The following is a 24,405-nucleotide window of genomic DNA, read 5'->3' on the forward strand; positions in this document are numbered from 1 at the left end:
CTGCATAATACAGAGGAGTAACTTACTGATTCTGCCTTACCTGGAATTTGCCATTCCTGTAGTATGGAACTGAAATATAGTTTGCAAAGGGCTATTATATCTTTCTCTCGGGAGATTATCAACAACTCTTGATTTCCTTGCACATCATGAATGCAGCTCCTTGATGCGAAGTTCACAGAGATCCATGAGCCGGCCAGTCCACTGTTCACGGCCGTGGATACGGGTGCTGACGGCAATGAGCCGGGCCAGGGAAAGCGTGGTATAGACCGCCACCCGCTGGTCATGGACATGACCGGTCAATGCGCCAAAGCGTGCGGCCAGTGCCTGTTCAATTCCGCTGAGACGATCAGGTTCGCCCTGGCTGCGCAGGCCGTAGTCGATGAGATGGGCGAGACAGTTGCCCGGATCGAGCCCCGGGTCACCCTGACAGTAGAGATCGAGATCCACCAGAAAGAGCCGGTCGCCGTCAAAAAGAATATTGTCATGATAGCAATCCCGCTGACTGGGACAGGGCGGGCAGTACGGCAGGCTGCGCCCCAGCCGCGTGCAGGCCGCAAGCAGCTCGTCGATGCGGTTTTTCCAGGCCGGATGCAGCCAGGTCACGGCGGTCAGTTGTGTCTCCAGGATGCGCAGCTCATCTTCCACGCCGTGCACCCGCTCCGACAATGGCCCCAGCCGGTGCAGCTTGTGCAGAGCCCCGGCGATCCGCCCGGCCAGGGCCGGGCCATTTTCCCCGTGCAATCCTTCGATAACCGGCCTTGCCGGCACCTTTTTCTGCAGCCACATGGAAAGATGCGGCAACAGGCCCAGGGGCTCGGGAACCGAGACGCCATCCGCGCAGGAACCGTCAAAACCGTTTTCCCACAGATGCCGCTGCACCGCATGGCTGCGCCGGTCGAGCCCCCTGGCCCTGATTTTGCCCAGAACCGAAAAGCGGCCGCCCTTTTCCGGGTCGGTCAGCTCATACTCGATCAGGCAGCGGCGGCCCGGTTTGTGCCGCCGCACGTAAATAGCCGCCACCTGCCATGCCGTGCCGGCAAAGGGATTGCGCCCGGATGCTTCCACCTGTTCCCGCAGGGCGCGGGTCATGTACGCCGGGTCTAGAGCCTGGACCAGCATGGGCATTTTGGAATCGGCAATCCTGCTCTCCGGATCGTGAACCGGAACGGGAGCGCTCGTGCCGCGCCCAATCGGCACGGCCCTATGTTCCGGTTTCATGCCGGGCATGGTTTCTCCAAAACGCCACTGCGTGGTACACGAGCCGGGCCATCAGCTCCGGCCACTGCGGGTGACGGGTACGAAAAGCCTGGGGCGTGAGCTGCAGCAGTTTTGCCGCTGTGTGGAGGCTGTAGCGCAAAAGAGTTTCCCGTTGTCCGCAAGCCTCCAGGTAGCCCTTCAGCACCACGTCTGCCAGTACAGCGGCGGTACCGGCCGCAAGGGCTCCCGCCGCCTCGTCATAGAACAGTTGCGCGGTAAAAGAGCCAAGATCCGCGGCAGGATCACCGATGCGGGCCTGATCGTAATCGACGATGGCGATTCCGCCGTCATCCGCCCCATCGACCAGCACCTGATCGCTGGAAAAATCTCCATGGATGGGGTGATGCGGGCAGGGCATGGAGAGCAGCTCCGCGCCGATCCCGGCGGCGAGACGGCGCAGCCGGACTGCCAGGGCTGGGCAGAGAAAGGCCGTTGCATTGGCGGCGGCCAGAACCGAGAGCGCCTCGTTTTCCGGCACAGCCCTGGCCAGCGAACCAGGGCTCTCTCGATGGAAGCCGGCCAGGGCCGCGCCCACGGCCTGCAATTGGCCAGACTTTCGGCTCAGCTCCCGAGCCTCGTGCAGGAGCTGGCGCAGCGGCCGGCCGTCCAGCCAGCGGCTGATTATGATGCGCTCATCCTGGGAAATGCCCAAAGGCCCGGCGACGCTCAGGCCGTCATCCGCGGCAAAGGCGCCGATGGTCCGCGCGGCCCTGCAGGCGTTTTTGAAGTCCCGCGCCTCATAAACCTTGATGAGCGCCCGGGCTGCACCGCCCACCAGCAATTTGCCCACGTATCTGCGCTCGTTTTTATAGCGCAGGGTCTCCATTCCGGCCGGCCACAGCTCGGGCATTGCGGGCAGAAGATCCTGCAGAAGCCGTCGGCGCGCATCCGCCTCCCCCAGCGCCGCCAGGCCCGGCAGTTTTCGATCCCGTGGAAAAGACCAGACCGCCAACTGCCAGGCATCCACAAAATGGGGCTCATGACCACCCTGCCCGGCACCGTTTCCCTTCTGGCAACGGGCCCGCTCTTTGGCGTATTCCTTTTCGGGATAGGCCTTGGCCGAAATCCGTATTGCCTTTTGAGCGCCGACCCCGGCGGCAAAACCCGCCAGGCAGTTGGTGTGCGGTTTGTATTTGAGATAGCTGAGGGTAAGATCAAGGATTGCCTGTTCCGGATAGAGCCGCTGCAAAAGTCCCAGCGCCCGCTCCGGATCGAGCAGGATGCTCAGTCCCGGCAGGCCGGGCTCTCTGGCAATCACCTCCAGATCATGGCCGTTCAGCATGGTTTATTCTCCGGCGGTTTCGCGCCCCTGCGAAGCGGACGGGTTGCGGGCCCGAAAAAGCGCGGCATACGACCCGCCCCGGCCGAGCAGCTCCGCATGGGAACCCTGTTCGATGATACTGCCGTTTTCGAGAAACACGATTTGATCCGCCCGGGCGGCCAGATCGAGATCATGGGTGATCATGATCACGGTGCGGCCCCGGGCGAGCTTGCCAAGGGCCTCGATCACCGCCTGTTCGTTGCTGCGGTCCAGACCGGTGGTCGGCTCGTCGAGGATGAGGATCGGGCTCTGCCGCAGGGCGGCCCGGGCAATGGCGATGCGCTGCTGCTGGCCGCTTGAAAGGGTGACCCCGCGCTCGCCCAGTTCGGTGTCGTAGCCATTGGGCATGGCCATGATGAAATCGTGGGCGTTGGCGAGTCTGGCCGCCTGCTCGATTTCGGCGAAGCTGGCACTGGCCGCGCCGTAGCCGATATTGTCGCGGATGCTGGCGGCAAAGAGCAGGCTGTTGGGCAGAACGATACTGATCTGCTCCCGCAGGGATTTGAGACGAAAGCCGCGGATATCCATCCCGTCGATAAGCACCCGGCCCTGACTGGGGTCATAGAGACGCAGAATCAGGCTCACCAGGGTGGATTTGCCCATGCCCGAAGGCCCGACCACAGCCACATGGCGGCCCGGCGGCACAGAGAGGTCAATCCCGCGCAGGATGGGATGGGCCGGATCGTAGGCGAAGCTCACCCCCTCGAAACAAAGAGAGCCCTTGAAGGGCGGGGCGGCCACCGCATCGGGCAGGTCCTCGATATCCGCCTTTTCTGCCATCAGATCGACGATGCGCTCGCCCGCGGCCACGGCTCTGGCCATCCGGCTGGTATACTTGGCAAACATGCGGATCGGCCGGAAGGTGCTCTTGAGGTAGGTGATGAAGACAATCAGATCGCCCGGCGAAAGCTCTCCCACCAGCACGAAGAGCGTGCCCTGCCAGAGAACAATGGCCGAGGACAGGCCGATCATGACATCGGCGCTGCGTTCCAGATTGGCGGTGAGGCGCTTGACCTGCACCCCGGTACCGAGGCTCTTCTGCCCCACTCGGGCAAAGACGTCGGCAAAGTTTTTTTCGAGCGACAGGGCCTGTACATCGCGGATGGCGGCCAGGGATTCGGCTGCGGTGGCCGCCATCGCCCCCTCCTGTTTGCGCAGTTTGCGGGTCATCTGGTGAATCTTTCTGCCCAGATGGGTGCTGATGAGCCAGAGCAGGGGCCAAGGCAGCAGCGCAAAGAGGGTCAGTTGCCAGTTCATCCACAACATCACCCCGATCATGCCGGCAAGTATCAGCAGATGGGCGAGCATCGGCATGATGGCGGTCACCATGGTCTCGCCGATCAGGTTCACATCGCTGACCACGCGCAGGGTCAGCTCGCCGGTTTTGGCCCGGTTGTGGAAGGAAAGGGAGAGCCCCTGCAGGTGCTGGTAGAGATCGTCCCGGATCCTGGCCATGGTGCGGCTGCCTGCCAGGGCGAAGCCGATGCTGCTCAGATAGGACAAGACTCCTCTGAGGGCAATGATCAGCACCAGACTGAGCGCGAGCAGAATCAGCAACTGCATGGAGTCGAGGCTGGCCAGCAGGGGAATTTTTGCAAAACCGCTGTGGGGACTGTCGGAGACGATCCAGTCGATGACGATTTTCAGCGGCCAGGGCTCCAGCAACTGGGCGGCGATACCGGCCAGAAGGGCCAAAAGGGAGCCGGCGAGCAAGGCGGTATGACGGCGCAGATAGGGGCCGAAACAGGCGAAGATGCGGCGCAGACTGGGCAGGGCCGCGGATATGCCGGCCGGCGCCTTGGAAGGCGTCGACAGGCCCTCCCCGGTCTTGCGGGTATTTTCGCTTGGGTCCTCGTGCCTTCCCTGCTCTTTTATCTGTAAACCCGCGATGGCAAGGATACGGGCCGCCACGCTGTCCCAACTGTGCCGGTTCAGGGCCTCGTCTCTGGCGGCTTGCCCCAGCCTGCGGCAGAGGGCCGGATCGGCGCGCAAGCCGGCAAGAGCGGCCTGCAGTCCGGCCGCATCACCCGGCGGATAGAGCAGACCGGTCTTTTGCTCGCGCACAACCCGGTCGAGCCCGCCGACCCGGCTGGCCACCACCGGCAGAGCGGCCGCCATGTATTCATAAATTTTCAGCGGCGAAAAATAAAAGGGCTCCATCTCCGGATAGGGGGCGACGCCCACATCCATCTGCCGCAGCCAGTTCGCGACTTCCGCCGGAGGAACCGCGCCGGTCAAAGTGACACTGTCGGAGATTCCGGCCTGCACAATGCTCCGCTCAATGCCTGCCCTTTCCGGGCCATCACCCACCAGCAGAAGGCGCAGGCCCGGATCCTGTGAGTGCATGGCGATGAACACATCGAGCAGCAGCTCAAGTCCGTGCCAGGGCTTGAGGGAGCCGAGAAAACCGATGGTAAAGGTTGCCGGCGAATCCGGCTGGGGACGATCCGCAAAGAGTTCGGCCGGAAAGCGGGCCGGATCGATGCCGTTTGCAAGCACCCGCACCCGTCCCCGGCTCTGCGGATAGCCATCGAGATAGGCGGCGACTCCCGGCGACACCGCAATGATGGCATGGGCCGCCGCAAAGACCCTGGCCGCAATCCGTTCCGCCTCCTCGCGGTGCACCAGTTCCCGGTGCCGGATCTGCTCTTCGATAAGCGGCGCATTGACCTCAAGGATGCCGGGGATGCCCTGGGATTCGGCATACTCCATGCCGGCGCAGCTCCACAGGGAATAGCGCTCGTAGACGCAGTCAAACGGCCCGGCGATCCTCAGGGCGTCCTGCACGGTGCCGGCGCTTACCATGGCCGCCCGCTCGCGCCGGGCGGTGTCGCCCCGCGGCGGCTCCGGCAGGCAGTGTACCGGCAGGTCTCTCAGATCCGCGGGCGGCTCCCCGCCCAGGCGCATGGCAAAAAGCTGCACCTGAAGCCCCTGCCGCCGAAAAGCACGGATGACTTCCTGTACGTGGATGGAGGCGCCCTTGGCACCAAAGACCGGAATGCCGGGGTCGGCGCAGACATATGCCAGACGCATCAGGCCCTCCTCGCCGGGGTCGCGGCGGCCGTTTCCGGCAGACGGGGGGTGGCCATGGCGGCCCTGAAGAGCTCACGCTGGGCCGCCGCGTTTTTCCGGATATCGAAATCCTCTTCAACCAGGGCCCGGGCCCTGCCGGCCAGGGATGACCGCAGATTCGCATCCTGCAACAGCCGCTCCATGGCATCGGCCAGGGCAGCGGGATCGCGCTCCGCCACGCAGAGACCGGTGTCGTTATGCCGCACCAGTTCGGGAATGCCCACCACCTGGGTGGAGATGACCGGCGTCCCCAGGGCCATGGCCTCCACAAGCACCGTGGGCAGGCCATCGCGGTCGCCGTCGGAGCTGATCACGCAGGGAGCGACAAAAAAGGCGGCCTCACGAAAAATCCTGATCAGCTCCGCGTGGGCTCTGGGCCCGGCAAGGCAGACCTGCTCAGCCAGACCAAGCCGCTCGATTCGCTGCTGCAAAGCCTCCCGCATCATGCCCTCGCCCACTATGCTGCAGTGAAAAGCAATGCCCCGCTCCCGCAGCAGGCCGCAGGCCTCGACCAGCACATCAAAACCCTTTTTCTCCACCAGCCGGCCCACGGCCAGGATTTCCCGGCTGTTCAGATTGGGGGGCCGGTACGTAAAACGGTCCAGATGCAGGCCGTTGTAGATACGCCGCACCTGTTCGGCCGCCTGACCATAGGTGGCCTGCAGATAGCGCTGGTTATAGCCGGAGACCGTGATCACGCCCGCGGCATCGCCCAGCTTCCTGTGCATGTCCTCCTGATCGACTGCCTGATGATAAATATCCTTGGCGTGTACGGTCAGGGTATAGGGAATGCGGGCAAGCCTCGAGGCAATGCGGGTGACCGTCGCCGCAAGCGTGCCAAAATGGGCGTGAAAATGGGCAATCCCGCGCTCGCGCGCCTTCAGGGCCAGCTTGATGGCCTGGAGTAGGTCTCCCTCCTCCATGTCGCCCAGCTCATCCAGAGCCTGCCAGAAACCCGGCAGTTCCCTGCGGGCAAGGCTCATCATCTCCCAGAGGCTGTGCGTGGCGGCGCTGATGTCGCGGATATAGGTGACCGGCGCCCTGACCTGGGCCAGGATATCCTGAAAATGGCTTTCCCGGACCGGCCGCAGAGCAAAGATGTGGATTCTCATCCCGGCCTTTTCGTGTTCGAGAATTTCATTGACGATAAAGGTTTCCGAGAAGCGCGGGTAGCGTTTGAGCACATAGGCCAGCGCGGGCTGTTGCGGTGTCGTCATGATGCAACCTTACTCGAACGAGTGGAGGAGGCGGAAGAGGCAGGGTCGGCGGCAACATGGGCGGACCCGAACATGGCGCTGACCAAAGCCGGAATCTTCTTTAGCCCCCCAAGATCGATCACATTGCGGGCAGGTTTGAAGGCCTGCTCCTTATGGAGCCAGCGGGAGAGAGCGGCCGGATTCAGATCTTCCAGGCAGATGACGTCGACCACACCCAGAGCCTGCAGGCGTTCGGCGCGGATTGTCTGCTCGAGTCGGGGCTTGTTGCGCGGCACGATCAAAGCGGGTTTGCCGAGGCTCAATATTTCGGTCACCGTGTTGTAACCGCCCATGGCAATGATCCGCTTGGCCCGCTGCATCAAGCCCATGGGTTCCTGCAGAAACTCCAGTACCCGCAGACGGGGATTTTCTCTGGCCTGGGAGCGCAGTTGCCGTTTTTTCTCCTCCGGTAAAAATGGTCCGGTAACCATGATGCCGTACTCGCCCTCCGGCAGTTGCGACCTGGCAAAGGCGCTCGCCACGGCCAGGCCGTCCTGCCCCCCGCCAATGACACAAAGGGTAAAGTCCTGCTGGAGCACATCCAGCTCTACCCAGCGCGCCGACTCCGGATCCACGTCCTCTTCTTCGCCGGACGGCAGACGGTCCATGGGGTCGAGATAGCCGGTGAAGGTCGTCTTGAGCCTCAGGGAGGGGGAAAAACTGTAGGCAGAGGTCTGATCGTACACGTCTGGATCGCCGTAGATCCAGACCGCTTCATAAAATCGCTCGATAAAGGCCTCGTTCTCCTGCTCCTGCCACTGCCTGCGCACCGCCTCCGGATGATCGATTATGTCTCGCAGACCCAACACGGTTCTGGTGGTATCGGAATCTTTCAGATTCTCCAAAACCGGGCTCAATTCCTGCAGAGCGCCGCGCGGCACATTATCCACGATAAAGAGGTTGGGGTTGAAATGGGTCAGGGCCGTCCCAATCACCTGGGACCGCAGATTGACCAGGGCATTGGTTTCTACAAAAAGGGAGCGGGGCGAGTAGTTCCCGTGCCGATCCTTGTGGTAGGCGGGCAGGGTCAGACAGTCGACGCCCTTTGGAATGCGGAATGCGCCCGCCTCGTGGATGCCGGCAATGAGCAGCACCTTGGCAGCCAAAGGCGACTCCGCCAGGGCCCTGGCGATAAGCTGGTTGCGGCGGATGTGGCCAAGGCCCATGGTGTCGTGGGAATACAGGACGATTTTCATGATCCGTTCTCTCGTTGATACTGGTGGGCTCGGAGCTGTCCCTTGTGCTCGGGCAGAAAATGGGGATTGCTCAGCTTGCCTGTTCCTCTTCTCAGGCTGTCTGTGCAAGGATCTATTCAGGATAGGCGCCCAAGCTCAAAACGCATTGGTTACGAAGGGCCAGCAACTTGGTGGGTTGTGTAGGTGGTGCAGGAGTGAGAGCGGGTAGATGCTCATGGCCAATGCCCCGCACGCTCAGGGGGAGAACAGGTGAAAGGGACAGGGCGGGATTCTGGGAGACTTGGCAGTGTCAAGCAGCAAGCAACCAGAAGGGAGCCGACATGTCCCATAGCCACCTGACCCTGGAAGAATGCATCGTGATCGAATGATTGTCAGCCATGGAACGAGTTGCCGAAACAGTACCACGTATCCAGGCCGAAGCCATACATGCTTTGGCCTGGAGCTGCGCCGCCACAGCTCCAAATCCGGCTGTCGGGCCCGAACAAGACGAAGATGCCGCGCCATGACCGCTCATGAGCCGGCCCGACCAGGTCGCCTGGATCGATGAGCAGCTCTGCCGCGACTGCTCGCCAGAACAGATTGCAGGCCGCATTCGCCCTGGCAGCGCGGCCCCAGCGAGAACGAGGGTGGCCTGTTGCGACAGTACTGCCCAAGGGACATCAGTTTGCACAAGATCAGGGAGAAGCCGCTCGTCAAGGCTGCTCATCGGCTGAATAGGCGGCCTCGCAAATGGTGAGCTGCCAGCGTTCTGCTGAAGCTCGTAACCTGACCCTCGCTGCTGCACTGGCAAGCTGCATGCACCATCTGCCATGGCCGCAGGATCATCGGCAGGCCCGGCATTTTTTCGCCCCCTTTCCCGCGATGCCTGTGCAATGAGAAGGTATCCCGGTTTTTTTACAGCGCGCGCCGGCGGACCCAGATATGGTGCGCGACCAGGAGCCCAAAGGCCGCGGCGGTGAAGACGTGAGCCTTTTCGCTGCCCATAATGCCAAGCGCCGCGCTGGTACCCAAGGCCGCAAAAAGCGTGCGGTTTTCCAGCTTGCGCGGTGGCACGCCGCCCAAAAGAGTCCTGAGAAAATGCGGCTCGGGCGCTCTGGTTTTGGCCAGTTCCGGCAGCTCGCTTTCAAGGGCTTTGCACAGGGCCGCGACCGCTGTTTCCAGGTGCCCGTTCTTCTTCAGATACACGAGAATCGATGCCTTTCCCGGCACCGCTTCTTTCACTCTGGTCACGCCCTTCAGGACCTCCAGCGCCCTGGCCCGACCCATTTCCGTACCCAAAACCGGGTGACGCAGGCGCACCCGGCCTTCCATGGCATGTACAACATACGCAGGGAACAGCATCGTTTTTCCTCCTGATTGCTTGAGCAGATTTTTCTTGACCACACTCAAATGGCTGGTATTTTAGCAGGGACTAAATTTTACAAAGAAACAAAAGAATATTTGCATTTTCGGAATGAGGCAAACATTTTTGTGTTTTACTTGAAAAAAATAAATTCACCGATATTTTTAAAGCATCTTTTTGATTGGGGCTAAAGTCAGGACTCTAGACCCAGTTTGGACTTTAACCCAAAAAGACGGGCACGTAAACACGTAGCTCTTTTCAAGGGAGGACAACATGAACGATGGATTGAAGCTCGGTCTTGCATTTCTTGGTGGCGTGCTGCTGGGCACGCTGGGTGCGGTTGCCCTCAGCCGGGGCAAGCTCGACATCAAGCCCGTAGCCGCCGACCTGCTCAGCCGGGGCATTGACGTGAAGGACGCCATCATGGGCAAGGTCGATGCCCTCAAGGAAGATGTGGCCGATCTGGCCGCCGAGGCCCGCGAGGCTTCCGACAAGCGCAAGGAAGCCAAAGTTGCCGGGGCCTGAACCCCTCAATGTGCTGGCTTTGCCCCTGCGATGGCTTTTGGCGTCGCAGGGCTTTTTTTTGAAACGCCGCGATTAGGGGGGCGGACATGACCTTTTACATTGTGCATGAACTCATTCGGCTGGCGGACGGGCATGGGGGCCGCATCCGGCTCCGCGCGAATCTGGCCTTTACCGCGGCCCGGGCGAATGACCTGAACCATGCTTTGGCGAACATCTCCGGCATTGAAGGCGTACAGGTCAATCCGAGGTCCGGCAGCGTGCTGCTGTTTTATGCAGACGCCGAGAGCCGTACCGCCGTTCTCCGGCTGTTGGCGGTTGCAGACACCCTGCCTGCCCGGCGAGAGGAAGGGGCAGCGGTGGAAGCCGAGGTCAGGCCGAAAAGTCCGTTCTGGCCGCTCATGCGCTTCTTTGTGGTCCGGCCCTTTCTGCCCACTCTCTGGCGCGTGGTGACAGCGGTCTGGGCCGCGGTGCCTTTTCTGGTCAAAGGCTTGCAGTCTTTGGCCCGCGGTCGGATCAACGTGGATGTGCTGGATGCGTCGGCGATCCTGGCGTCGTTGCTGCTACGGGATTTCCGCACCGTCTCGGTCCTGACCCTCCTGCTCGGGCTGGGCGACATTCTGGCCGCCTGGACGCGCTATCATTCCCTGAATACACTGGCCGAAAGCCTGAGCCTGAACGTGCAGAACGTGTGGCTCTTGCGTGACGGGAAGGAAGTGCTGGCCCCGATCGAGGAAGTTGCAGTGGGTGATCTGGTCGTGCTGGCCGCCGGCTCATCCATTCCGGTGGACGGCGTGGTGGAAGACGGCGTCGCAGTGGTCAACCAGTCCACCATGACCGGCGAGCCCCAGGGCGTGGCCAGGGAAAAGGGCGGCGCGGTTTTTGCGGGCACCGTCGTGGAAGAGGGCCGCATTGTCGTGCGTGTGACCAAGCAGGGCGACGACACCCGTTACCGTCAGGTCGCGGCGTTCATCGAGGAATCCGAATCCTTCAAGGCAAGCATTCAGGGCAAAAGCGAGCGTCTGGCCGATATGGCCGTGCCCTTCACCTTTGCCTTGGCGGCGCTGGTCTGGATTTTCACCCGGGATTTCCGTCGCGTCGCCGCAGTCCTCCTGGTGGATTACTCCTGCGCGCTCAAGCTGGCCACGCCCTTGGCCGTGCTGGCAGCCATGCGCGAGGGCGCCCATCAGGGCATCATCATCAAGGGCGGCCGTTATCTGGAAGCATTGAACGAGGCCGACACCGTGGTCTTCGACAAGACCGGCACGCTCACGGGCGCCTGCCCGCAGGTGGCCGAGGTCATTCCGGTACGGGGGCGGAAGCGCGACGACATCCTCCGCATCATGGCCTGCCTGGAAGAGCATTTTCCGCATCCGGTGGCACGGGCCGTGGTCAACCGGGCCTCGCAGGAAAATCTGCAGCACGAAGAAGAGCACGCCCAGGTGGAATACGTGGTGGCCCACGGCGTGGCATCCTACCTGCACGGCAAGCGGCTGCTGGTAGGCAGCCGTCATTATCTGGAACATGACGAGGGAGTGGATCTTGCTTCGCTGGCCAAGGCGATCGCCAAACAAAGCGCCCTTGGCCGCTCCCTGCTGTATCTGGCGGAAGACGGCAAGGCCGCCGGCATGTTGGCCATTGAAGACCCGCTCAGACCCGAGGCCACCGAAGTGGTGGCAAGCCTGCGGGAGATGGGTTTCAACCGTGTTCTGATGCTGACCGGCGACGATGAGCGCACGGCCAAAGCGATTGCGGACAGAGTAGGGATCACCGAGTTCAGGGCCCAGATTCTGCCCACCGACAAGGCGGGCATAGTGCAGGAACTAACGGCTCAGGGTTGCAAGGTACTGATGGTGGGCGACGGCATCAACGACGCCCCCGCGCTCTCGGCCTCCCACGTGGGCATAGCCATGATCGACGGCACGGCTCTGGCCCGTGAGGTGGCCAATGTCCTGCTCACCCGATCCGATCTGCATGGCATTCTCACGGCAAGGCAACTGGCTCGCGGCACCCTGAAGCGCATCCACACCAATTTCACGGCGACCCTGATCCTGAACAGCCTCTTCCTGGTTGGTGGCCTCACCATGCTGCTGCCGCCCGGTCTGTCTGCACTTTTGCACAACCTGACAACCCTTGGCGTATCCTTAAACGCCATGCGCCCCCACCTGAACCGGCACACCCACCCTGAACAGGCCGCGTAACGCCTGTCCAAACGCGCGTAAAAAAACAGGCCCGATCCTTAACGGATGGGGCCTGTTCGTGTTTACAGCAACGAGCGCGTCACAGTGCCGGCAAAGCCGAAACCGGCTGGCTGGCAAGGGCTGCAGACTGCGCCAGGGCTGCCGCTTCCCGCTTCTGACCGCAACGGGGGCAGCTTGCGCACTTGCCGCAGCAGCCGGGCTTTTTCCCGGCCGAATCCATTTCCAGAACGATGACCCGGTTGCCATCCACGGCCAGGGCAAAGCCACCCTGGCCCTTGAAGACGATCTGCCGGGGCGAAAGCCGCGTCTGCCGACAGGCGGCTTTGAAGCCCTGCGCCGCCAAAGGCTGCGGCTGCGCCGCCTCGCGCACATCGATGAAAATATGATTGCAGTGGTCGCGATACAATAAAAGCAGATTCATCACGGAGCAGGCCTGTGGCACGCCAAAAAGGCCGCAGCGGATGTGCAGGTTGTGCTGACTGAAACGATGACTGATGCCCAGAAATTGCAGGGCAGTACAGTGGTTCATGGGGCCTCCTGTCCGGTGCTGCAAAAAAAAAACAGGCCCGGAGTCGCCGTGACCCCGGGCTGCCTGAATTGCTGTTTGCCCGCGCCGGCCTGGGGTTGCCGGCGCGCGCCCACGTCACAGGTGCTGCAGAATGGATGCGGTGTAGTTTGACACCTCCTCATCATTGCCTCCGCCGTCGCCCTCCAGGCGCAAGCCTTCGGCCACGACCTCGGCACCCAGTTCCTTTGCCTTTGCCTCGATGACGTCCACTGCACCGCAGAAATGGACATACTCCCTGTCGCCGGAAGCAAAGGCAGCCACTTTTTTGCCCTTCAGATCCATCTTGTCGGCCTGTTCGAACAGGGTCGCGAAATCATCCTGCATTTCAATCTCATCGTCGCCCCAGCACGATGCGCCCATGAGCACCGCATCGTAGCCGTCTGCCAGATGATCCGCCGTGGCGGCCGCGGCGTTCTGCACCGTGACTTCATTGCCGGCCTTGGCCAGTTTTGCTTCGATGAGGTGCGCGATGTTTTCCGTGTTCCCAGTTGCAGAGCCAAAGACAATCAGGATTTTGCTCATATTGTTCCTCCATAAATTTTAGTCGAAACTAATTTTATTTATATGCTACAGAGGGGGCGGAGCAGCGTCAAGAAGAAAGCCTGGAGGAATCGGCAAAGGTAACACTTCGTGCAGGAAAGACAAAAACACCATCCCTGCCAGATTATGAAAACTGGATTTTGCGGGCCTCCTGCGCCTGGGAGTGGCAAGGAGCGCAACAGCCGGTTTCTGGTGTTGGCCAAGCTTGAGAACAAGACGGCCACTGCCCTCAAGGCGGTGCTTCTCTCCCGCCTGGGCCGGATCCCCGGTCTCTGCGGCGGCCTTTAACGCTGGGCAGCGGTTCGGAAATGGCCCGGTTCAAAGCAGTGGAGCGGGCAACTGGCTTGCTGACAGATTTGCCGCTGTAGAGTTCGCCTGAGCAAAGGGCAGTGATTTTGGATGTATTCCCGCTCGGATCAAGTGTGTCGATCAGCTCAGGCAACCAGCTTCATCTGTAATTGTTGCCAGTTGTGCCAGAGCTTCGCTGTATGAAATGGCCCTTGTTGCCTCCTGTTTTCATTAAAAGGTAAAGGAAACAAGTGTGTCTGAAACATAACTATTCACCCCTCCCTCACCATACGCAGTCAGGGCCTCCTTCAAGAGCTGGATAATATGCGGCTGTTCTTCCACTGGCGGAACAGGGCTCCTCAGCCATCCACCGCTAAAACCGTCAAAATGCCATAGCCTGCGATATGGCCGTTCTGAATAATTCTTAGAGCCGCCCCCCCGATAGAGCATGACCACACAATACCGGCCTTTCTCGTACAGCAGCCAATACTCCGGTTCCAAATCGCGGCCCAGATGATGTATCTGCACAAGGTAAGCGTCCCGCTCCCGGTCGCGGGTCCATTCCCAGTCACATCGACGCGCGTAATCGAAATGCAGCTCATCGCGCAGTTGCGCGATGCCGTACTTTTCCACGTCTTCGTCCGAGATGTACTCATTCACAAAGGCCATAATGCTGCCTCCTGGGAAATGATGAAAAATCTTTGCTCCGGCCCATGGGCCTGTTGAAAAACTATGATTCAGACCCCATGCTGCAGGAATGTCACAGTCCTGGTAATGCAGAATCGGTGAGTTGCTCCTCTTCCTTTTTCAACGCTTCGGCCAGCTTTTCTGCGCCCTGGCCTCCCCAGAGCGCTGTGACCATGGACTTGGCTCCCCTTACATCAAGCTTGTCGATAAGGGCGGTTAACTCTCTTTTGGCTTCTTTGGCATTGTTTGACAGCCTGGCCAAAAAGCCTTTGGCCTCATCGCACGTAAGATTACTTTTTGACGACAGTTCGGTTTCAAGTACAGTCATGATAAATACCTCCTGAAATTACGCTGCGTTAAACGACTCATCGAAAGAAACAACAGTCTCCGGAATTTGCTCGACTACGCCCAAAGCACCATACTCCGTCAGGGCTTCCTTGAGCGCCTGAAAAAATTCGGGCAGTTCTCCTTTAGGCGGAACGGAAAAAAGCCTGGACCCGTTTTGCCAAAAACCCTCAAAATGCCAGACAATCCGGTAGGGACGCTCATAAACTTTTCGACTACTCCCTTCGCCCTCATAAATCTGAAATGTGCTCAATTTTCCCTGGCGATAGAGCACCCAGACAGGAATGTCATTTTCTTTGCCAGGGCCTTTTCCTTTTCTTAGGTATATGTCGCGCTCCTTGTCCCGGGTCCAGGTATAGCGGCCTAACGGCTCATCGCGATAAAAAGCTTTTTCCAAACCCAAAAGGTCATACTTTTCCACGTCTTCGTCTGAAACGTACTCATTCACAAAGGCCATAATGCTGCCTCCTGGGAAGTGATGAAAAATCTTTGCTCCGGCCCATGGGCCACCTTTTCAGGGGCCATCCTGCATATAGCTGCCTTGCGTTATGGCTCCAATCTCCTGACTGGCACGGTCCAGGTATCGGGTTTCACTGCAAGGCCGTCATCCTCGTCCGGTGCCGGGAGATCAGAGGAGAAATCCGCTTCTCTGGCCGGCTTGTCGGGAACTTGCTGTGTGCAGGGACTTCGGCTTTTATGGCAATGAGTGACGAGGAGCCTGGGCACTGTGCCGGTGTGCAGGCAGGCCACAGAGTTCGGAAAGCAAAACGGGCCTGAGGCCCTTTGCTTCGATGCCCAGGCAAAGGCTCTCCACTTCGGCAAGCCAGCGTTCCAGTCCTCCGCTGCCTCCCCTGGGCGCCCTGTCGTGCAGCAGCACGATATCGCCTGGCCGAAGCCTTTTCAGCATACGGGCCGAAAGGCCGCACACGCGGCGGTTACCCATATCCCGCCCACGACAGGAAAAATTGACGGCCGCAAGCTGCTCCCGAGAGAGCGCCTCGGCATAGGCAGGCACGTTGATGCCCACCGGCGGCCGGAAGAAAGCCGGCTGCACGCCAAAACGTGACAGCGCCCGGCGGGTCAGGCGCATTTCCTGCGTCAGGCGCTCTGGCCCGCGAAACATGATGCAGGGCGCGTGGGTAAAGCTGTGGTTGCCTATCTCGTGGCCCGCAGCCAGGATAGCGCTGAGCTGGGCCGGGTACTGCCGCACTCTGCGGCCTGCGACAAAAAAGGTGGCCGGAAAACCGTGGCGGGCGAGCAGGGCCAATAAGAGCGGCGTAGAGACCGGATCCGGGCCGTCGTCAAAGGTCAGGGCGATGCAGCCGGCACTTTCCGGTCCTCGCGCACCGTGGCACAGTACCGGATAGAAGAAAGCCCAGCCCGGAAAGGCCGGGGCCAGCAGGCAGGCCCCCACAAAGCCCGCCAGGGGCAAGACGGCCAGAAACGGGGCACAGAGCCAGAGCAGCGCGGCCAGGGCAAAAGCCGCCATGCCGCATTGTTCCGCAGGCGAAAGCGGCCGACCCGGACTGCGCACCAGGCCGGTCATCCGACAAGGGCCCGCCAAAGCGCGAAGGCCAGCAGGACCAGAGCCGCAGTGTTCACCAGCATCAGTTGCCACCAGAAACGGTGACCAAACTCGCTCAGTTGCTGCAGAAACAACAGGCCGCCAAAACGACGACGCAGGCGGTCCAAACGCAGACAGGCATCGTTGTCGGAGGGGGAATCGCTCTGAAAGGCGAAGGCCGGGCAGGCGGCAAAAAAGCGGGGCGCGGGCAGGGAGCACAGAAAATCGTCGTAGGCGAGCCCGCGCCATGGCTGCTCTACGAGCCAGGCGGCAAAGGGCCGGTTCACGGCATAGGCATGGGTCAGACTGCGGTAGCGGATGCGGGCTACCGGCAATCCCCTGAGCTTGTGGCAGCTTTTGACCAGGCAGCCAAGGAAAAAGGCGTCCCACTCCGCTGTCTCCAGAAAAGCGGTCATTTGCGCGAGTCGATCTGCCGAAAAGCGCCGGAACAGCACATCGTCCTCAAAAACCAGAATCCGCTGCGCACCAGCCGCCTGTCCTCTCTGCAAACACAGGAGGTGGGATTCGTAAATACCCTGCTCCGGGTTCGCGGCCTTGTCGGCCATCACGAACTCCACAACCAGGCCCACCCGGGCAAACTCTGCCCGCACCGCCTCCCGGCGGTCGGCCCGTTTCCTCAGCGAAATGCAGTAGGCCCGGTCGAAAAAGGACCAGCCGGCAGGTGGCGGTATCCCCTTGTCCATCACCAGCACCGCGGGGGCTCAGCTTCCGGCCCAGGTCCAATACGGATACCGGGCCAGCATGGCATTGCTGTAGCGGGGATCGGTGCTCACCTCTTCGCCCACCCAGTCCGGTTTTTCGAGCGGCTGATCGGGGCTGGCCAATTCCACTTCAATCAGCACCAGCCCCGAGTTATTTCCGGCAAATTCGTCCACCTCCCATACCAGGCCATTCAGGGGAATGCGAAAACGGGTTTTCTCAACCAGCGGCAGTGGGCAGAGATCGAGCAACTGGGCCGCATCTGTTGCCGGAATGGGATATTCAAATTCCGGTCTGGCCAGACCATCCCCGTGGCCCTTGACGGTGAGGAAGGCGCTTGCACCGGCCAGCCGTACCCGCACGGTGCAGGCCCGATCCGCAGCCAGATAGCCCTGCACATAATGGGTACCTGCCGCCAGGCCGCGCCAGCCGTCGCCTGCGGGCAGAAATTTGCGCTCAATTTCCACTGCCATGAAGACTACCGGTTCACCCGGCCCCTGTCGGCAACAGGCGCCCCAGGGCGGCTCAAAAGCGGCGGGCTGGATTGGCCGGGAAGGCGCGCCTCCCAAGCGTCCAACAGCCCGGCGCAAAATCCGGCGACCCGCTGCCCAGGGGGCAAAACCGCTTCTGCAGGGCGGGCATTGCAGACCTTCCTCGCTCCACGCTGGAAAACGGCGCTGCTGGGTACAAAGAGACGCTGTGCATTGTCCGGCGGAGCAAGACAGAGTACTTTCATGGTTTACACAGCCTCCCTGGTTCAGCCTGCATCCTTGGTGGCACAGCACACATGCTGCAAAGTAAAGAAAGGCCTCCCCCGGCGCAAGGAAAATCCTGAACAGAGTCGTTCTGGAGCTCTTTTCCCCCACAGTCTTGTCCCGACATCTTGCTGTTGCAAAAAACCGCACAACCATCTACAAAAAAGGGTAGCATCTTCCCTGGCCGGAACCGTACCGGCCTTTTCCTGTACAGGCAGCAAAAGGCATACCATAATGGATATAAGCGCTTTTCGTCAGGACTATCAGAACACCCCCCTCAGCAAGACCGATCTCGACGCCGACCCGATACAGCAGTTTGCCCGCTGGTTCCAGCAGGCCTGCGACGCAGGCATTCATGAACCCAACGCCATGAGCCTCGCCACCGTGTCGGCCAGCGGCAAACCCAGCCTGCGCATGGTGCTGCTCAAATTCTTCGATGCCAAGGGCTTCGTCTTCTTCACCAACTACGGCAGCCGCAAGGCGCAGGATATCGCCGGCAACCAGGAAGTGGCCCTGCTTTTTCCCTGGGTGGATCTGGCGCGCCAGGTGATCATCACCGGTCCGGCCGCCAAGGTGAGCGCCATGGAGTCGGCCCGCTACTTTGCCAGCCGCCCCCGGGGCAGCCAGCTTGGGGCCTGGGTCTCGCACCAGAGCGCCGTCATCTCTTCCCGCCAGCTCCTGTTGCAGCAGTTCGACAAGCTGAAACAGAAATTTGTGAACGGTGAAATTCCGCTGCCCGATTTCTGGGGCGGCTACCGCATTGCGCCAGAGAGCATCGAGTTCTGGCAGGGGCAGACGAGCCGTCTGCACGACCGCTTTCGCTATCGCAAAGATGAAAACGGCGCCTGGGTCATCGAACGACTCGCGCCCTGAACGCTGCATTCAGGCCTCTCTGATGCCGAATATCATGCATTGCTGCCATCGCCTTGCAGCCCTTGTGCTGTGCGCGCTGCTGGTGCTCCTGCCTGTCGTGGCCGCTGGGCAGGAGGCGAAACAGCATCAAGCCGGTCAGGGCGATCAGGGGATCAGCGCCGCCAGTGACGGCAAGGCTGCCCCGAATAAAAAGGAGGATGCGGCTCCTGCCACGACGCCGGAAGCCAGGATCGCCCTGCTGAACGACCTGCTCGCACAGAAAAAAAATTTGCAGGACAATATCGCGGCCCTGAAAAAGAGCATTGCCAGCAGCCCGCCATATGCGGAGACAGCCGAACTTGCAGCCCAGCTCAACAACCTGAACCAGCAGCTCAACGACACTGACAACGACTTCGAGCGCATCGCCACCGGCGTGAATCCCATAGCCCTGCAGCCTGCCGAACAGAAAAAGGAGGCCTTTGACTGGAAAACGGAACTCACCGCGCTGGTCGAACCCATCATCCGGGAACTGCGCACCCTCACTGCGGCCACCAAACAGAAGGCCGATCTCCGCGCAGCCATCATGCGGCTGGAAAAACAGATACAGGTGACCCAGCAGGCGATCGCCAATCTGAAGGAACTGCGCAAGGCCGGCGGGGACAGAGCCCTGATCCGGGAACTGGACCAACTGCGGAATAGCTGGCAAAACGAACAGAACCGCCTGCAAAGCAAGCTGGATCTGAGCCGTCTGGATCTGCACCAGCTCAAGGCCGCGTCAGGCCGAGGCGCCATGCTCGGGCGGGTGGCGGAGCGGCTGAAGGATTTTTTCAAAACCCGGGGGCTCTATCTGCTCTCAGCCATTCTGGCCTTTGCCTGCACCTTTTTCCTCCTGCGCCTGCTCCTGAAACTGGCGCTCCACCAGCTGCTCGCCCATCAGGCAGACAGCCCCAGACGGCAGATGTACGCCCGGCTCGTTGCCGTGTTCTCCCACTTCGTCTCGCTGCTGTGCGCGATCGCCGCGATGCTGACCGTGTTTTTCCTCGTGGCCGACTGGTTCATGATCAGCCTGGTGCTGCTGATCTGCCTGGGAGTGCTCTGGGGCCTGCGTCAGACCTTGCCGAAGCAGTGGGAGCGCTCCCTCTTTCTGCTGAACTTGGGCCCGGCACGGGAAGGCGAACGACTCACCCTGAACGGCATCCCCTGGCGCATCGACAAACTGGGCATGTTCTGCTGGCTGTCCAACCCGGCCCTCGATGAGGTGCAACGCCTGCCCATCGAGCTGCTGCTGAAACAGGTTTCCCGGCCCTACAATCTGGACGAACCCTGGTTCCCGTGCCGGAAGGGCGACTATCTCCGTCTGGCGGACGGCAGTGTAGCGCAGGTCACCCATCTCTCCAGCGAGCAGGTGGTGCTGGCCAATCTGGGCACCGGCATGACCAACAGCTGCAGTACCGCGGCCTTTCTCGGCATGGGCATCAGCAATATGAGCCGGAAGTTCCTGGTTTCCGTCACCCTGGGCCTCTCCTATGACCTGCAGGCAGAGATCACCAGCAAGATTCCCGGCACCCTGCGCAGCTTCCTGCAAAGCAAACTCGAACAGGAGGGCTATACGGAAAAGTGCACGAACCTGAGCTGCGAATTCGGCTCTGCCGGCAGCTCCAGCCTCGATCTGTCCATTTCCCTGGAATTTACCGGCGAGATGGCGGCCCTTTACTACCGTCTGCGCCGGGCAATATGGCGCTGGTGCGTGGACTGCTGCACCGAAAACCACTGGGAAATCCCCTTTGACCAGCTTGTGGTGCATGGCGCGCCTGCAGCAGAGCCCGGCCCTGTTCTTGTGCACGAGGCCGCATGATGGACGATGCAATGCTTGCCGCCCTGCGGGAAGCAGTGGGCGCGGAGCAGGTGGCGGACAGCCGGACAGCACGCGTCACCCACGCCTTTGACGCCACCCAGCGCCGCTTTCTGCCGGACGTGGTGGTGTATCCGAACAGCACGGAGGAGGTGGCGGCCATTGTGCGGCTGGCAGCGGAGCGGCGCGTTCCGGTGCTGCCGCGCGGGGCGGGCAGCGGCTTTTCCGGCGGGGCCCTGCCGGTACAGGGCGGCATTGTGGTTGTGCTCACCCGCATGAACCGTATTCTGGAAATCGACAGCCGCAATCTCCTGGCCGTGGTGCAACCCGGCGTAGTCACCGCCACGCTGCAGGATGCGGTGGAGGCTGAAGGACTCTTTTATCCGCCCGATCCGGCCTCCAAGGCCTTCAGCACCCTGGGCGGCAATATCGCCGAATGCGCAGGCGGGCCGCGCTGCGTCAAGTACGGCGTAACCAGGGACTACGTGTTGGGCCTGACCGTGGTGACGCCCACGGGCCGGGTTATCCGCACCGGTGGCCGGGTGGTCAAAAACGTAGTGGGCTACGACCTGACCCGCCTTTTCGTGGGATCCGAAGGCACGCTCGGCATTGTCACCGAAATCATCCTGCGGCTTTTGCCCAAACCCGCGGCCCGGCGCACCATGCTGGCCACCTTCGACAGCATGGGAAACGCGGCCACCGCAGTCTCCACCATCATCCGCGGCAAAATCATCCCCGCCACTCTGGAATTCATGGACGCCTCGGCCATAGACTGCGTGCGCGGCGTAAAGGACATTGCGCTCCCGCCCGCCTGTCAGGCGCTCCTCATCATCGAGGTGGACGGCGAGGAGGCGCAACTGGGCCCAGAGCTGGAGCGTATCTGCGAATTGCTGCGGCCCCTGGGCCTCCTGGAGGCCACCATCGCGGGCAACGCCGCCGAGGCGGAGGCCATCTGGAGAGTGCGCCGCAGCGTCAGCCCCAGCCTGCGCCAACTGGGGCCGGACAAGTTCAACGAGGACATTGTGGTGCCGCGTGCCCAGGTGCCGGAGATGATCCGCAGGCTGGCTGAAATTTCAGCGCGTTACGGCGTGCCCATCATCAATTTCGGTCATGCGGGCGACGGCAATATCCACGTGAACGTGATGGTGGACCTTGGTCTGCCCGGTATGCAGGCCAGGGTGGACGGCGCGCTGGAGGACATCTTCAGGAATACGGTCGCGCTTGGCGGCGCGATCAGCGGGGAGCACGGCATCGGCATGGCCAAAAAGCCCTATATCGGCCTCAATCTGGATGCAGACACCCTGGCCGTTATGCGCGCGGTGAAACAGGCGCTGGATCCCCTTGGCATCATGAATCCCGGCAAGATTTTCCCGGATGACCCGGAGAATCTCCGCTCATGAACGCGCTCCGGGATCTGAGCGCCTACCGCGCCCGGCTGGCCGCCTGCGTGCGCTGCGGCGCCTGCCAGGCGGTCTGCCCGACCTATCGGGAAACGGGGAGGGAAAGCACGGTTGCCCGCGGCAAAATCGAACTGGCCGCCGAGATCCTGGCAGGTCGCATGACGCTGGATGAGGACAACCGCAGGGCCTTTGCCGCCTGCCTGCTCTGCGGAGCCTGCACGGCAGCCTGTCCGAATCAGGTGCCCACTGCCGCCATTGTGGCTGCCCTGCGGCGGGAGAGCGGCATGGCAGGCCACAGCAGCAGCGTCAGCCGGGGCGTGGCCGCGCTGACCGGGCACCCCCGGCTGACCCGGCGTCTCTTCGGCAGCGCCCGCCTTCTGGCGCCCTTCTTCCTGAAAAAGGTGCCGGAAACAAGCGGCCTGCGTCTGCGTTTTGCCGGCCAGGCCCTGCGGAACCGCGTTTTGCCGCCCTTACCCAAAAAGAGCCTCTTTGACCTTGTGCCGGAGCGGCTGCCAGGCCAGCCCGGCAAACCCACCGTGGCCTTTTTTGCCGGCTGCAGCATCAGCTACCTGTATCCAGACATCGGTGTGGCCGCGATCCAACTGCTGCACCGTCTGGGTTACACCGTACTGCTGCCACAGAGCCAGGCCTGCTGCGGCATGCCGGCCACCAGTTCCGGCAGGGGCGCACTCGCGGCCGAACTCATGCAGATCAACAGCCAAGCCTTTTCCGGGGCGGACACGGTGATCACGGCCTGCGCCTCCTGCGGCGGCATGCTCGGTCATCTGTACGCCGAAGGGGAGGACGAGGCGGCCAGGCAACTGGCCGCCCGGGTCAAAGACATCCACCTGTTCCTGCAGGAGGAGGGGCAACTGGCCGCCTTTGCCGCCCTGCCCAGATGGCGGGAGCGGTCGCAGGTCTGCTGGCACGACCCCTGCCACCTGAAGAACCATGGTATCACCGAGGCGCCTCGCGCGCTTTTACGGGCTCTGCCCAATGTGGATTTTACCGACCAGGCCGGCGCGGCGCTCTGCTGCGGTCTGGGCGGCACCTTTGCCCTCACCCAGGCCGCTTTGAGCCGAAAAATTGCAGGCCGCAAGGCAGCGGCCCTGGCAACCGCGGCAGCACATGGCACGGCACTGGTAGCCACCGGCTGCCCCGGCTGCCTCCTGCAGATCTCTTATATCATCCACATGGAGGGCCTCTCCCTGCAGGCCGCGCACAGCATCAGCCTGGCCTGGGCTGCACTGGAGCAGGCCCAGGCGGATGCCATCCAACCCTGAGCCAAGTCCCATGTCTGCTCCAAAAAATTCCCTTCTGGCTTTCTTCGCCTCGGTGCAGTTGGCGCTCTTCCTGCTGGGCCTGCTGGCCTCAACCGCCATCATCGGCACGATTATTCCGCAAAACGCCGACCCCATGTTCTATACGGAGCGCTACGGTCTGGCCAGAGCCCGCTTCTTCGAACTCCTGGACCTCGGCGACATGTACAATTCCTGGTGGTTTCTGGGGCTCCTGGCGCTCTTCTGCCTGAATCTTCTGATGTGCAGCGCCAAACGTCTGCCCCCGGTCCTCCGGCTGCTGCGCCGCGACCATCTGAGCGCCAGTGCCACCCAACTGGCCGCATTGCCGCTGCACAGGACATGGGCCAGTCCGCTGGCAGCGGACGCCGAAAGCACCCGGCTGCGGCTCCTGCTGCAAAAACAGGGCTGGCGACCCAGGGAGCGCCACCGGGACGACGGCATCATCCTCTTCGCCGAAAAGGCGCCATGGTCCCGACTGGGCGTGTACGTGGTGCACGCCTCCATTCTGGTGATTCTGGCCGGAGCGGTGCTGGGCTCGCCCAGCTTCGCCCGCCGGATCCTGCAGCAACCGGACTTTGCCTACAAGGGTTCGCTCACGCTGGCGGAAGGCAGTGTGTCCGGCCGGATCATGCCCCTGCGCGGCGGCGAGCCGCTCGACCCGGGCTTTGCCCTGCGGCTGGACAGCTTTGACATCGAAGTGTACGACAACGGCATGCCCAAGAGTTACCGCTCCCGGGTCACGATTCTGGATCAGGGCCATGAACAGCAGGCGGAAATTGCGGTCAACAAACCCCTCCGCTACCAGGGTCTCACCTTTTATCAGGCCAGTTACCAGAGTTCGCCGGAGTACCGGGTGCAGATCCGGAAAGAGCCGGACCTCATGCGCACCACGGCTATCATCACGGCCGCCACCGAATTTTTCTGGCCGGAAGGGGGCATAAGCTATGGCATTGTCAACCGGGAGCGCCGGGGCGAAATCACCGAAAAGGTCAAACTCTGGCTCTCGGACGGCCAGGGCGAGGCCGCACTTTTGTGGATGAACGTGGGGCAGGAAACCGTGATCGAGCGACCGAGCGGCCAGTACACTGTTTCCATCAAACCGCGTTATGTCTCGGTGCTGCAGGCTGCCAAGGATCCGGGCGTAGCTTTGGTGTATGCCGGCTGCCTGCTGATGCTGTTCGGACTGACCGTTGCCTTTTTCTTCTCCCACCGGCAGATTTTCCTGCTGATCGCGCCCGAAACCAGGGGCAGTCGCCTGCTGCTGGCCGGAATGGCCAGCAAAAACCGGGCCGCCTTTGCCGTCCACTTTGCGGAGCTTGCCAACACGCTCGCCACCCCCACCGATTCCCCCTGAAAAGGAGACACC

21 protein-coding genes are annotated in these 24,405 nt (G+C 61.6%); 7 read left to right on the forward strand and 14 right to left on the reverse strand.

The genetic code is table 11. The features are described from left to right. Positions 1-144 precede the first annotated feature (144 nt). The 6 genes from CAY53_RS02925 to CAY53_RS02950 form a co-directional block, all read right to left on the reverse strand. Positions 145-1,227 carry a phosphotransferase gene (locus CAY53_RS02925; protein WP_104935859.1) on the reverse strand — a complete coding sequence of 361 codons (1,083 nt, stop codon included), beginning with the start codon at positions 1,225-1,227 and terminating at the stop codon, positions 145-147. Continuing rightward, on the reverse strand, positions 1,202-2,539 hold the full coding sequence (locus tag CAY53_RS02930; protein WP_104935860.1) for a phosphotransferase family protein: 1,338 nt from the start codon (positions 2,537-2,539) through the stop codon (positions 1,202-1,204). Before CAY53_RS02930 ends, CAY53_RS02925 begins: the two co-directional genes overlap by 26 nt. Before the next feature lie 3 nt (positions 2,540-2,542). Further along, complete coding sequence (locus CAY53_RS02935; RefSeq protein ID WP_104935861.1) at positions 2,543-5,611, reverse strand: ABC transporter transmembrane domain-containing protein; 3,069 nt, start codon at positions 5,609-5,611, stop codon at positions 2,543-2,545. Beyond that, positions 5,611-6,867, reverse strand: coding sequence for a glycosyltransferase (locus CAY53_RS02940; RefSeq protein ID WP_104935862.1), 1,257 nt, complete (start codon positions 6,865-6,867; stop codon positions 5,611-5,613). Before CAY53_RS02940 ends, CAY53_RS02935 begins: the two co-directional genes overlap by 1 nt. Continuing rightward, a complete protein-coding gene (locus CAY53_RS02945; RefSeq protein WP_104935863.1) occupies positions 6,864-8,102 on the reverse strand; it encodes a glycosyltransferase family protein in 1,239 nt (412 codons plus the stop codon). The genes CAY53_RS02940 and CAY53_RS02945 overlap by 4 nt, the downstream gene beginning before the upstream one ends. Before the next feature lie 894 nt (positions 8,103-8,996). Next, positions 8,997-9,443, reverse strand: a complete 447-nt coding sequence (locus CAY53_RS02950; protein WP_104935864.1) for a hypothetical protein — start codon at positions 9,441-9,443, stop codon at positions 8,997-8,999. 274 nt (positions 9,444-9,717) lie between these two features. On the opposite strand from CAY53_RS02950, the gene CAY53_RS02955 reads away from it, so the two are divergent. Next, positions 9,718-9,969, forward strand: coding sequence for a DUF6110 family protein (locus tag CAY53_RS02955; protein ID WP_017865824.1), 252 nt, complete (start codon positions 9,718-9,720; stop codon positions 9,967-9,969). Between the two features lie 86 nt (positions 9,970-10,055). After that, positions 10,056-12,167, forward strand: a complete 2,112-nt coding sequence (locus CAY53_RS02960) for a heavy metal translocating P-type ATPase (RefSeq protein ID WP_104935865.1) — start codon at positions 10,056-10,058, stop codon at positions 12,165-12,167. 79 nt (positions 12,168-12,246) lie between these two features. Here CAY53_RS02960 and CAY53_RS02965 read toward each other — a convergent pair whose 3' ends face one another. The 8 genes from CAY53_RS02965 to CAY53_RS02995 all read right to left on the reverse strand — a co-directional run bounded on the left by CAY53_RS02965 (position 12,247) and on the right by CAY53_RS02995 (position 17,352). After that, positions 12,247-12,696 carry a hypothetical protein gene (locus CAY53_RS02965; RefSeq protein ID WP_017865826.1) on the reverse strand — a complete coding sequence of 150 codons (450 nt, stop codon included), beginning with the start codon at positions 12,694-12,696 and terminating at the stop codon, positions 12,247-12,249. 114 nt (positions 12,697-12,810) lie between these two features. Then, positions 12,811-13,257 (reverse strand): flavodoxin, encoded by a 447-nt coding sequence (locus tag CAY53_RS02970; protein WP_017865827.1) that lies wholly within the window; start codon positions 13,255-13,257, stop codon positions 12,811-12,813. A 537-nt stretch (positions 13,258-13,794) separates the two neighbouring features. Further along, positions 13,795-14,232, reverse strand: coding sequence for a hypothetical protein (locus CAY53_RS02975; protein ID WP_104935866.1), 438 nt, complete (start codon positions 14,230-14,232; stop codon positions 13,795-13,797). A 91-nt stretch (positions 14,233-14,323) separates the two neighbouring features. Continuing rightward, complete coding sequence (locus CAY53_RS02980; protein ID WP_104935867.1) at positions 14,324-14,578, reverse strand: hypothetical protein; 255 nt, start codon at positions 14,576-14,578, stop codon at positions 14,324-14,326. 18 nt (positions 14,579-14,596) lie between these two features. After that, positions 14,597-15,052: a hypothetical protein gene (locus CAY53_RS02985; RefSeq protein ID WP_104935868.1), complete on the reverse strand. Its 456-nt coding sequence runs from the start codon at positions 15,050-15,052 to the stop codon at positions 14,597-14,599. A 237-nt stretch (positions 15,053-15,289) separates the two neighbouring features. Continuing rightward, on the reverse strand, positions 15,290-16,084 hold the full coding sequence (locus CAY53_RS02990; RefSeq protein WP_181040387.1) for a polysaccharide deacetylase family protein: 795 nt from the start codon (positions 16,082-16,084) through the stop codon (positions 15,290-15,292). 53 nt (positions 16,085-16,137) lie between these two features. Then, complete coding sequence (locus tag CAY53_RS12860; protein WP_181040388.1) at positions 16,138-16,863, reverse strand: glycosyltransferase family protein; 726 nt, start codon at positions 16,861-16,863, stop codon at positions 16,138-16,140. 18 nt (positions 16,864-16,881) lie between these two features. Further along, complete coding sequence (locus CAY53_RS02995) at positions 16,882-17,352, reverse strand: CYTH domain-containing protein (protein WP_104935870.1); 471 nt, start codon at positions 17,350-17,352, stop codon at positions 16,882-16,884. A 516-nt stretch (positions 17,353-17,868) separates the two neighbouring features. Here CAY53_RS02995 and pdxH point away from each other — a divergent pair. From pdxH to resB, 5 genes are read left to right on the forward strand one after another with little or no spacing between them, the layout of a single operon-like run. After that, entirely contained in the window at positions 17,869-18,507 is a 639-nt protein-coding gene (gene pdxH / locus CAY53_RS03000) for a pyridoxamine 5'-phosphate oxidase (RefSeq protein WP_104935871.1), read from the forward strand. 34 nt (positions 18,508-18,541) lie between these two features. Then, the gene (locus CAY53_RS03005) at positions 18,542-20,341 is read left to right on the forward strand and encodes an AAA family ATPase (protein WP_146106377.1); all 1,800 of its coding nucleotides are present in this window, start codon (positions 18,542-18,544) and stop codon (positions 20,339-20,341) included. After that, positions 20,338-21,738, forward strand: coding sequence for an FAD-binding oxidoreductase (locus CAY53_RS03010; protein WP_104935873.1), 1,401 nt, complete (start codon positions 20,338-20,340; stop codon positions 21,736-21,738). Before CAY53_RS03005 ends, CAY53_RS03010 begins: the two co-directional genes overlap by 4 nt. After that, positions 21,735-23,021: a (Fe-S)-binding protein gene (locus CAY53_RS03015; RefSeq protein WP_104935874.1), complete on the forward strand. Its 1,287-nt coding sequence runs from the start codon at positions 21,735-21,737 to the stop codon at positions 23,019-23,021. Before CAY53_RS03010 ends, CAY53_RS03015 begins: the two co-directional genes overlap by 4 nt. A gap of 10 nt (positions 23,022-23,031) precedes the next feature. Continuing rightward, on the forward strand, positions 23,032-24,393 hold the full coding sequence (resB, locus tag CAY53_RS03020; RefSeq protein ID WP_181040389.1) for a cytochrome c biogenesis protein ResB: 1,362 nt from the start codon (positions 23,032-23,034) through the stop codon (positions 24,391-24,393). The last annotated feature ends 12 nt before the right edge of the window (positions 24,394-24,405 follow it).

Source organism: Desulfobulbus oralis, from assembly GCF_002952055.1.
Lineage (GTDB): Bacteria > Desulfobacterota > Desulfobulbia > Desulfobulbales > Desulfobulbaceae > Desulfobulbus > Desulfobulbus oralis.

Coding starts and splice junctions, on each gene's coding strand:
- CAY53_RS02925 (WP_104935859.1), bottom strand. CDS start 1,227: ATGCCCGGCATGAAACCGGAACATAGGGCCGTGCCGATTGGGCGCGGC.
- CAY53_RS02930 (WP_104935860.1), bottom strand. CDS start 2,539: ATGCTGAACGGCCATGATCTGGAGGTGATTGCCAGAGAGCCCGGCCTG.
- CAY53_RS02935 (WP_104935861.1), bottom strand. CDS start 5,611: ATGCGTCTGGCATATGTCTGCGCCGACCCCGGCATTCCGGTCTTTGGT.
- CAY53_RS02940 (WP_104935862.1), bottom strand. CDS start 6,867: ATGACGACACCGCAACAGCCCGCGCTGGCCTATGTGCTCAAACGCTAC.
- CAY53_RS02945 (WP_104935863.1), bottom strand. CDS start 8,102: ATGAAAATCGTCCTGTATTCCCACGACACCATGGGCCTTGGCCACATC.
- CAY53_RS02950 (WP_104935864.1), bottom strand. CDS start 9,443: ATGCTGTTCCCTGCGTATGTTGTACATGCCATGGAAGGCCGGGTGCGC.
- CAY53_RS02955 (WP_017865824.1), top strand. CDS start 9,718: ATGAACGATGGATTGAAGCTCGGTCTTGCATTTCTTGGTGGCGTGCTG.
- CAY53_RS02960 (WP_104935865.1), top strand. CDS start 10,056: ATGACCTTTTACATTGTGCATGAACTCATTCGGCTGGCGGACGGGCAT.
- CAY53_RS02965 (WP_017865826.1), bottom strand. CDS start 12,696: ATGAACCACTGTACTGCCCTGCAATTTCTGGGCATCAGTCATCGTTTC.
- CAY53_RS02970 (WP_017865827.1), bottom strand. CDS start 13,257: ATGAGCAAAATCCTGATTGTCTTTGGCTCTGCAACTGGGAACACGGAA.
- CAY53_RS02975 (WP_104935866.1), bottom strand. CDS start 14,232: ATGGCCTTTGTGAATGAGTACATCTCGGACGAAGACGTGGAAAAGTAC.
- CAY53_RS02980 (WP_104935867.1), bottom strand. CDS start 14,578: ATGACTGTACTTGAAACCGAACTGTCGTCAAAAAGTAATCTTACGTGC.
- CAY53_RS02985 (WP_104935868.1), bottom strand. CDS start 15,052: ATGGCCTTTGTGAATGAGTACGTTTCAGACGAAGACGTGGAAAAGTAT.
- CAY53_RS02990 (WP_181040387.1), bottom strand. CDS start 16,084: ATGGCGGCTTTTGCCCTGGCCGCGCTGCTCTGGCTCTGTGCCCCGTTT.
- CAY53_RS12860 (WP_181040388.1), bottom strand. CDS start 16,863: ATGGACAAGGGGATACCGCCACCTGCCGGCTGGTCCTTTTTCGACCGG.
- CAY53_RS02995 (WP_104935870.1), bottom strand. CDS start 17,352: ATGGCAGTGGAAATTGAGCGCAAATTTCTGCCCGCAGGCGACGGCTGG.
- pdxH (WP_104935871.1), top strand. CDS start 17,869: ATGGATATAAGCGCTTTTCGTCAGGACTATCAGAACACCCCCCTCAGC.
- CAY53_RS03005 (WP_146106377.1), top strand. CDS start 18,542: ATGCATTGCTGCCATCGCCTTGCAGCCCTTGTGCTGTGCGCGCTGCTG.
- CAY53_RS03010 (WP_104935873.1), top strand. CDS start 20,338: ATGATGGACGATGCAATGCTTGCCGCCCTGCGGGAAGCAGTGGGCGCG.
- CAY53_RS03015 (WP_104935874.1), top strand. CDS start 21,735: ATGAACGCGCTCCGGGATCTGAGCGCCTACCGCGCCCGGCTGGCCGCC.
- resB (WP_181040389.1), top strand. CDS start 23,032: ATGTCTGCTCCAAAAAATTCCCTTCTGGCTTTCTTCGCCTCGGTGCAG.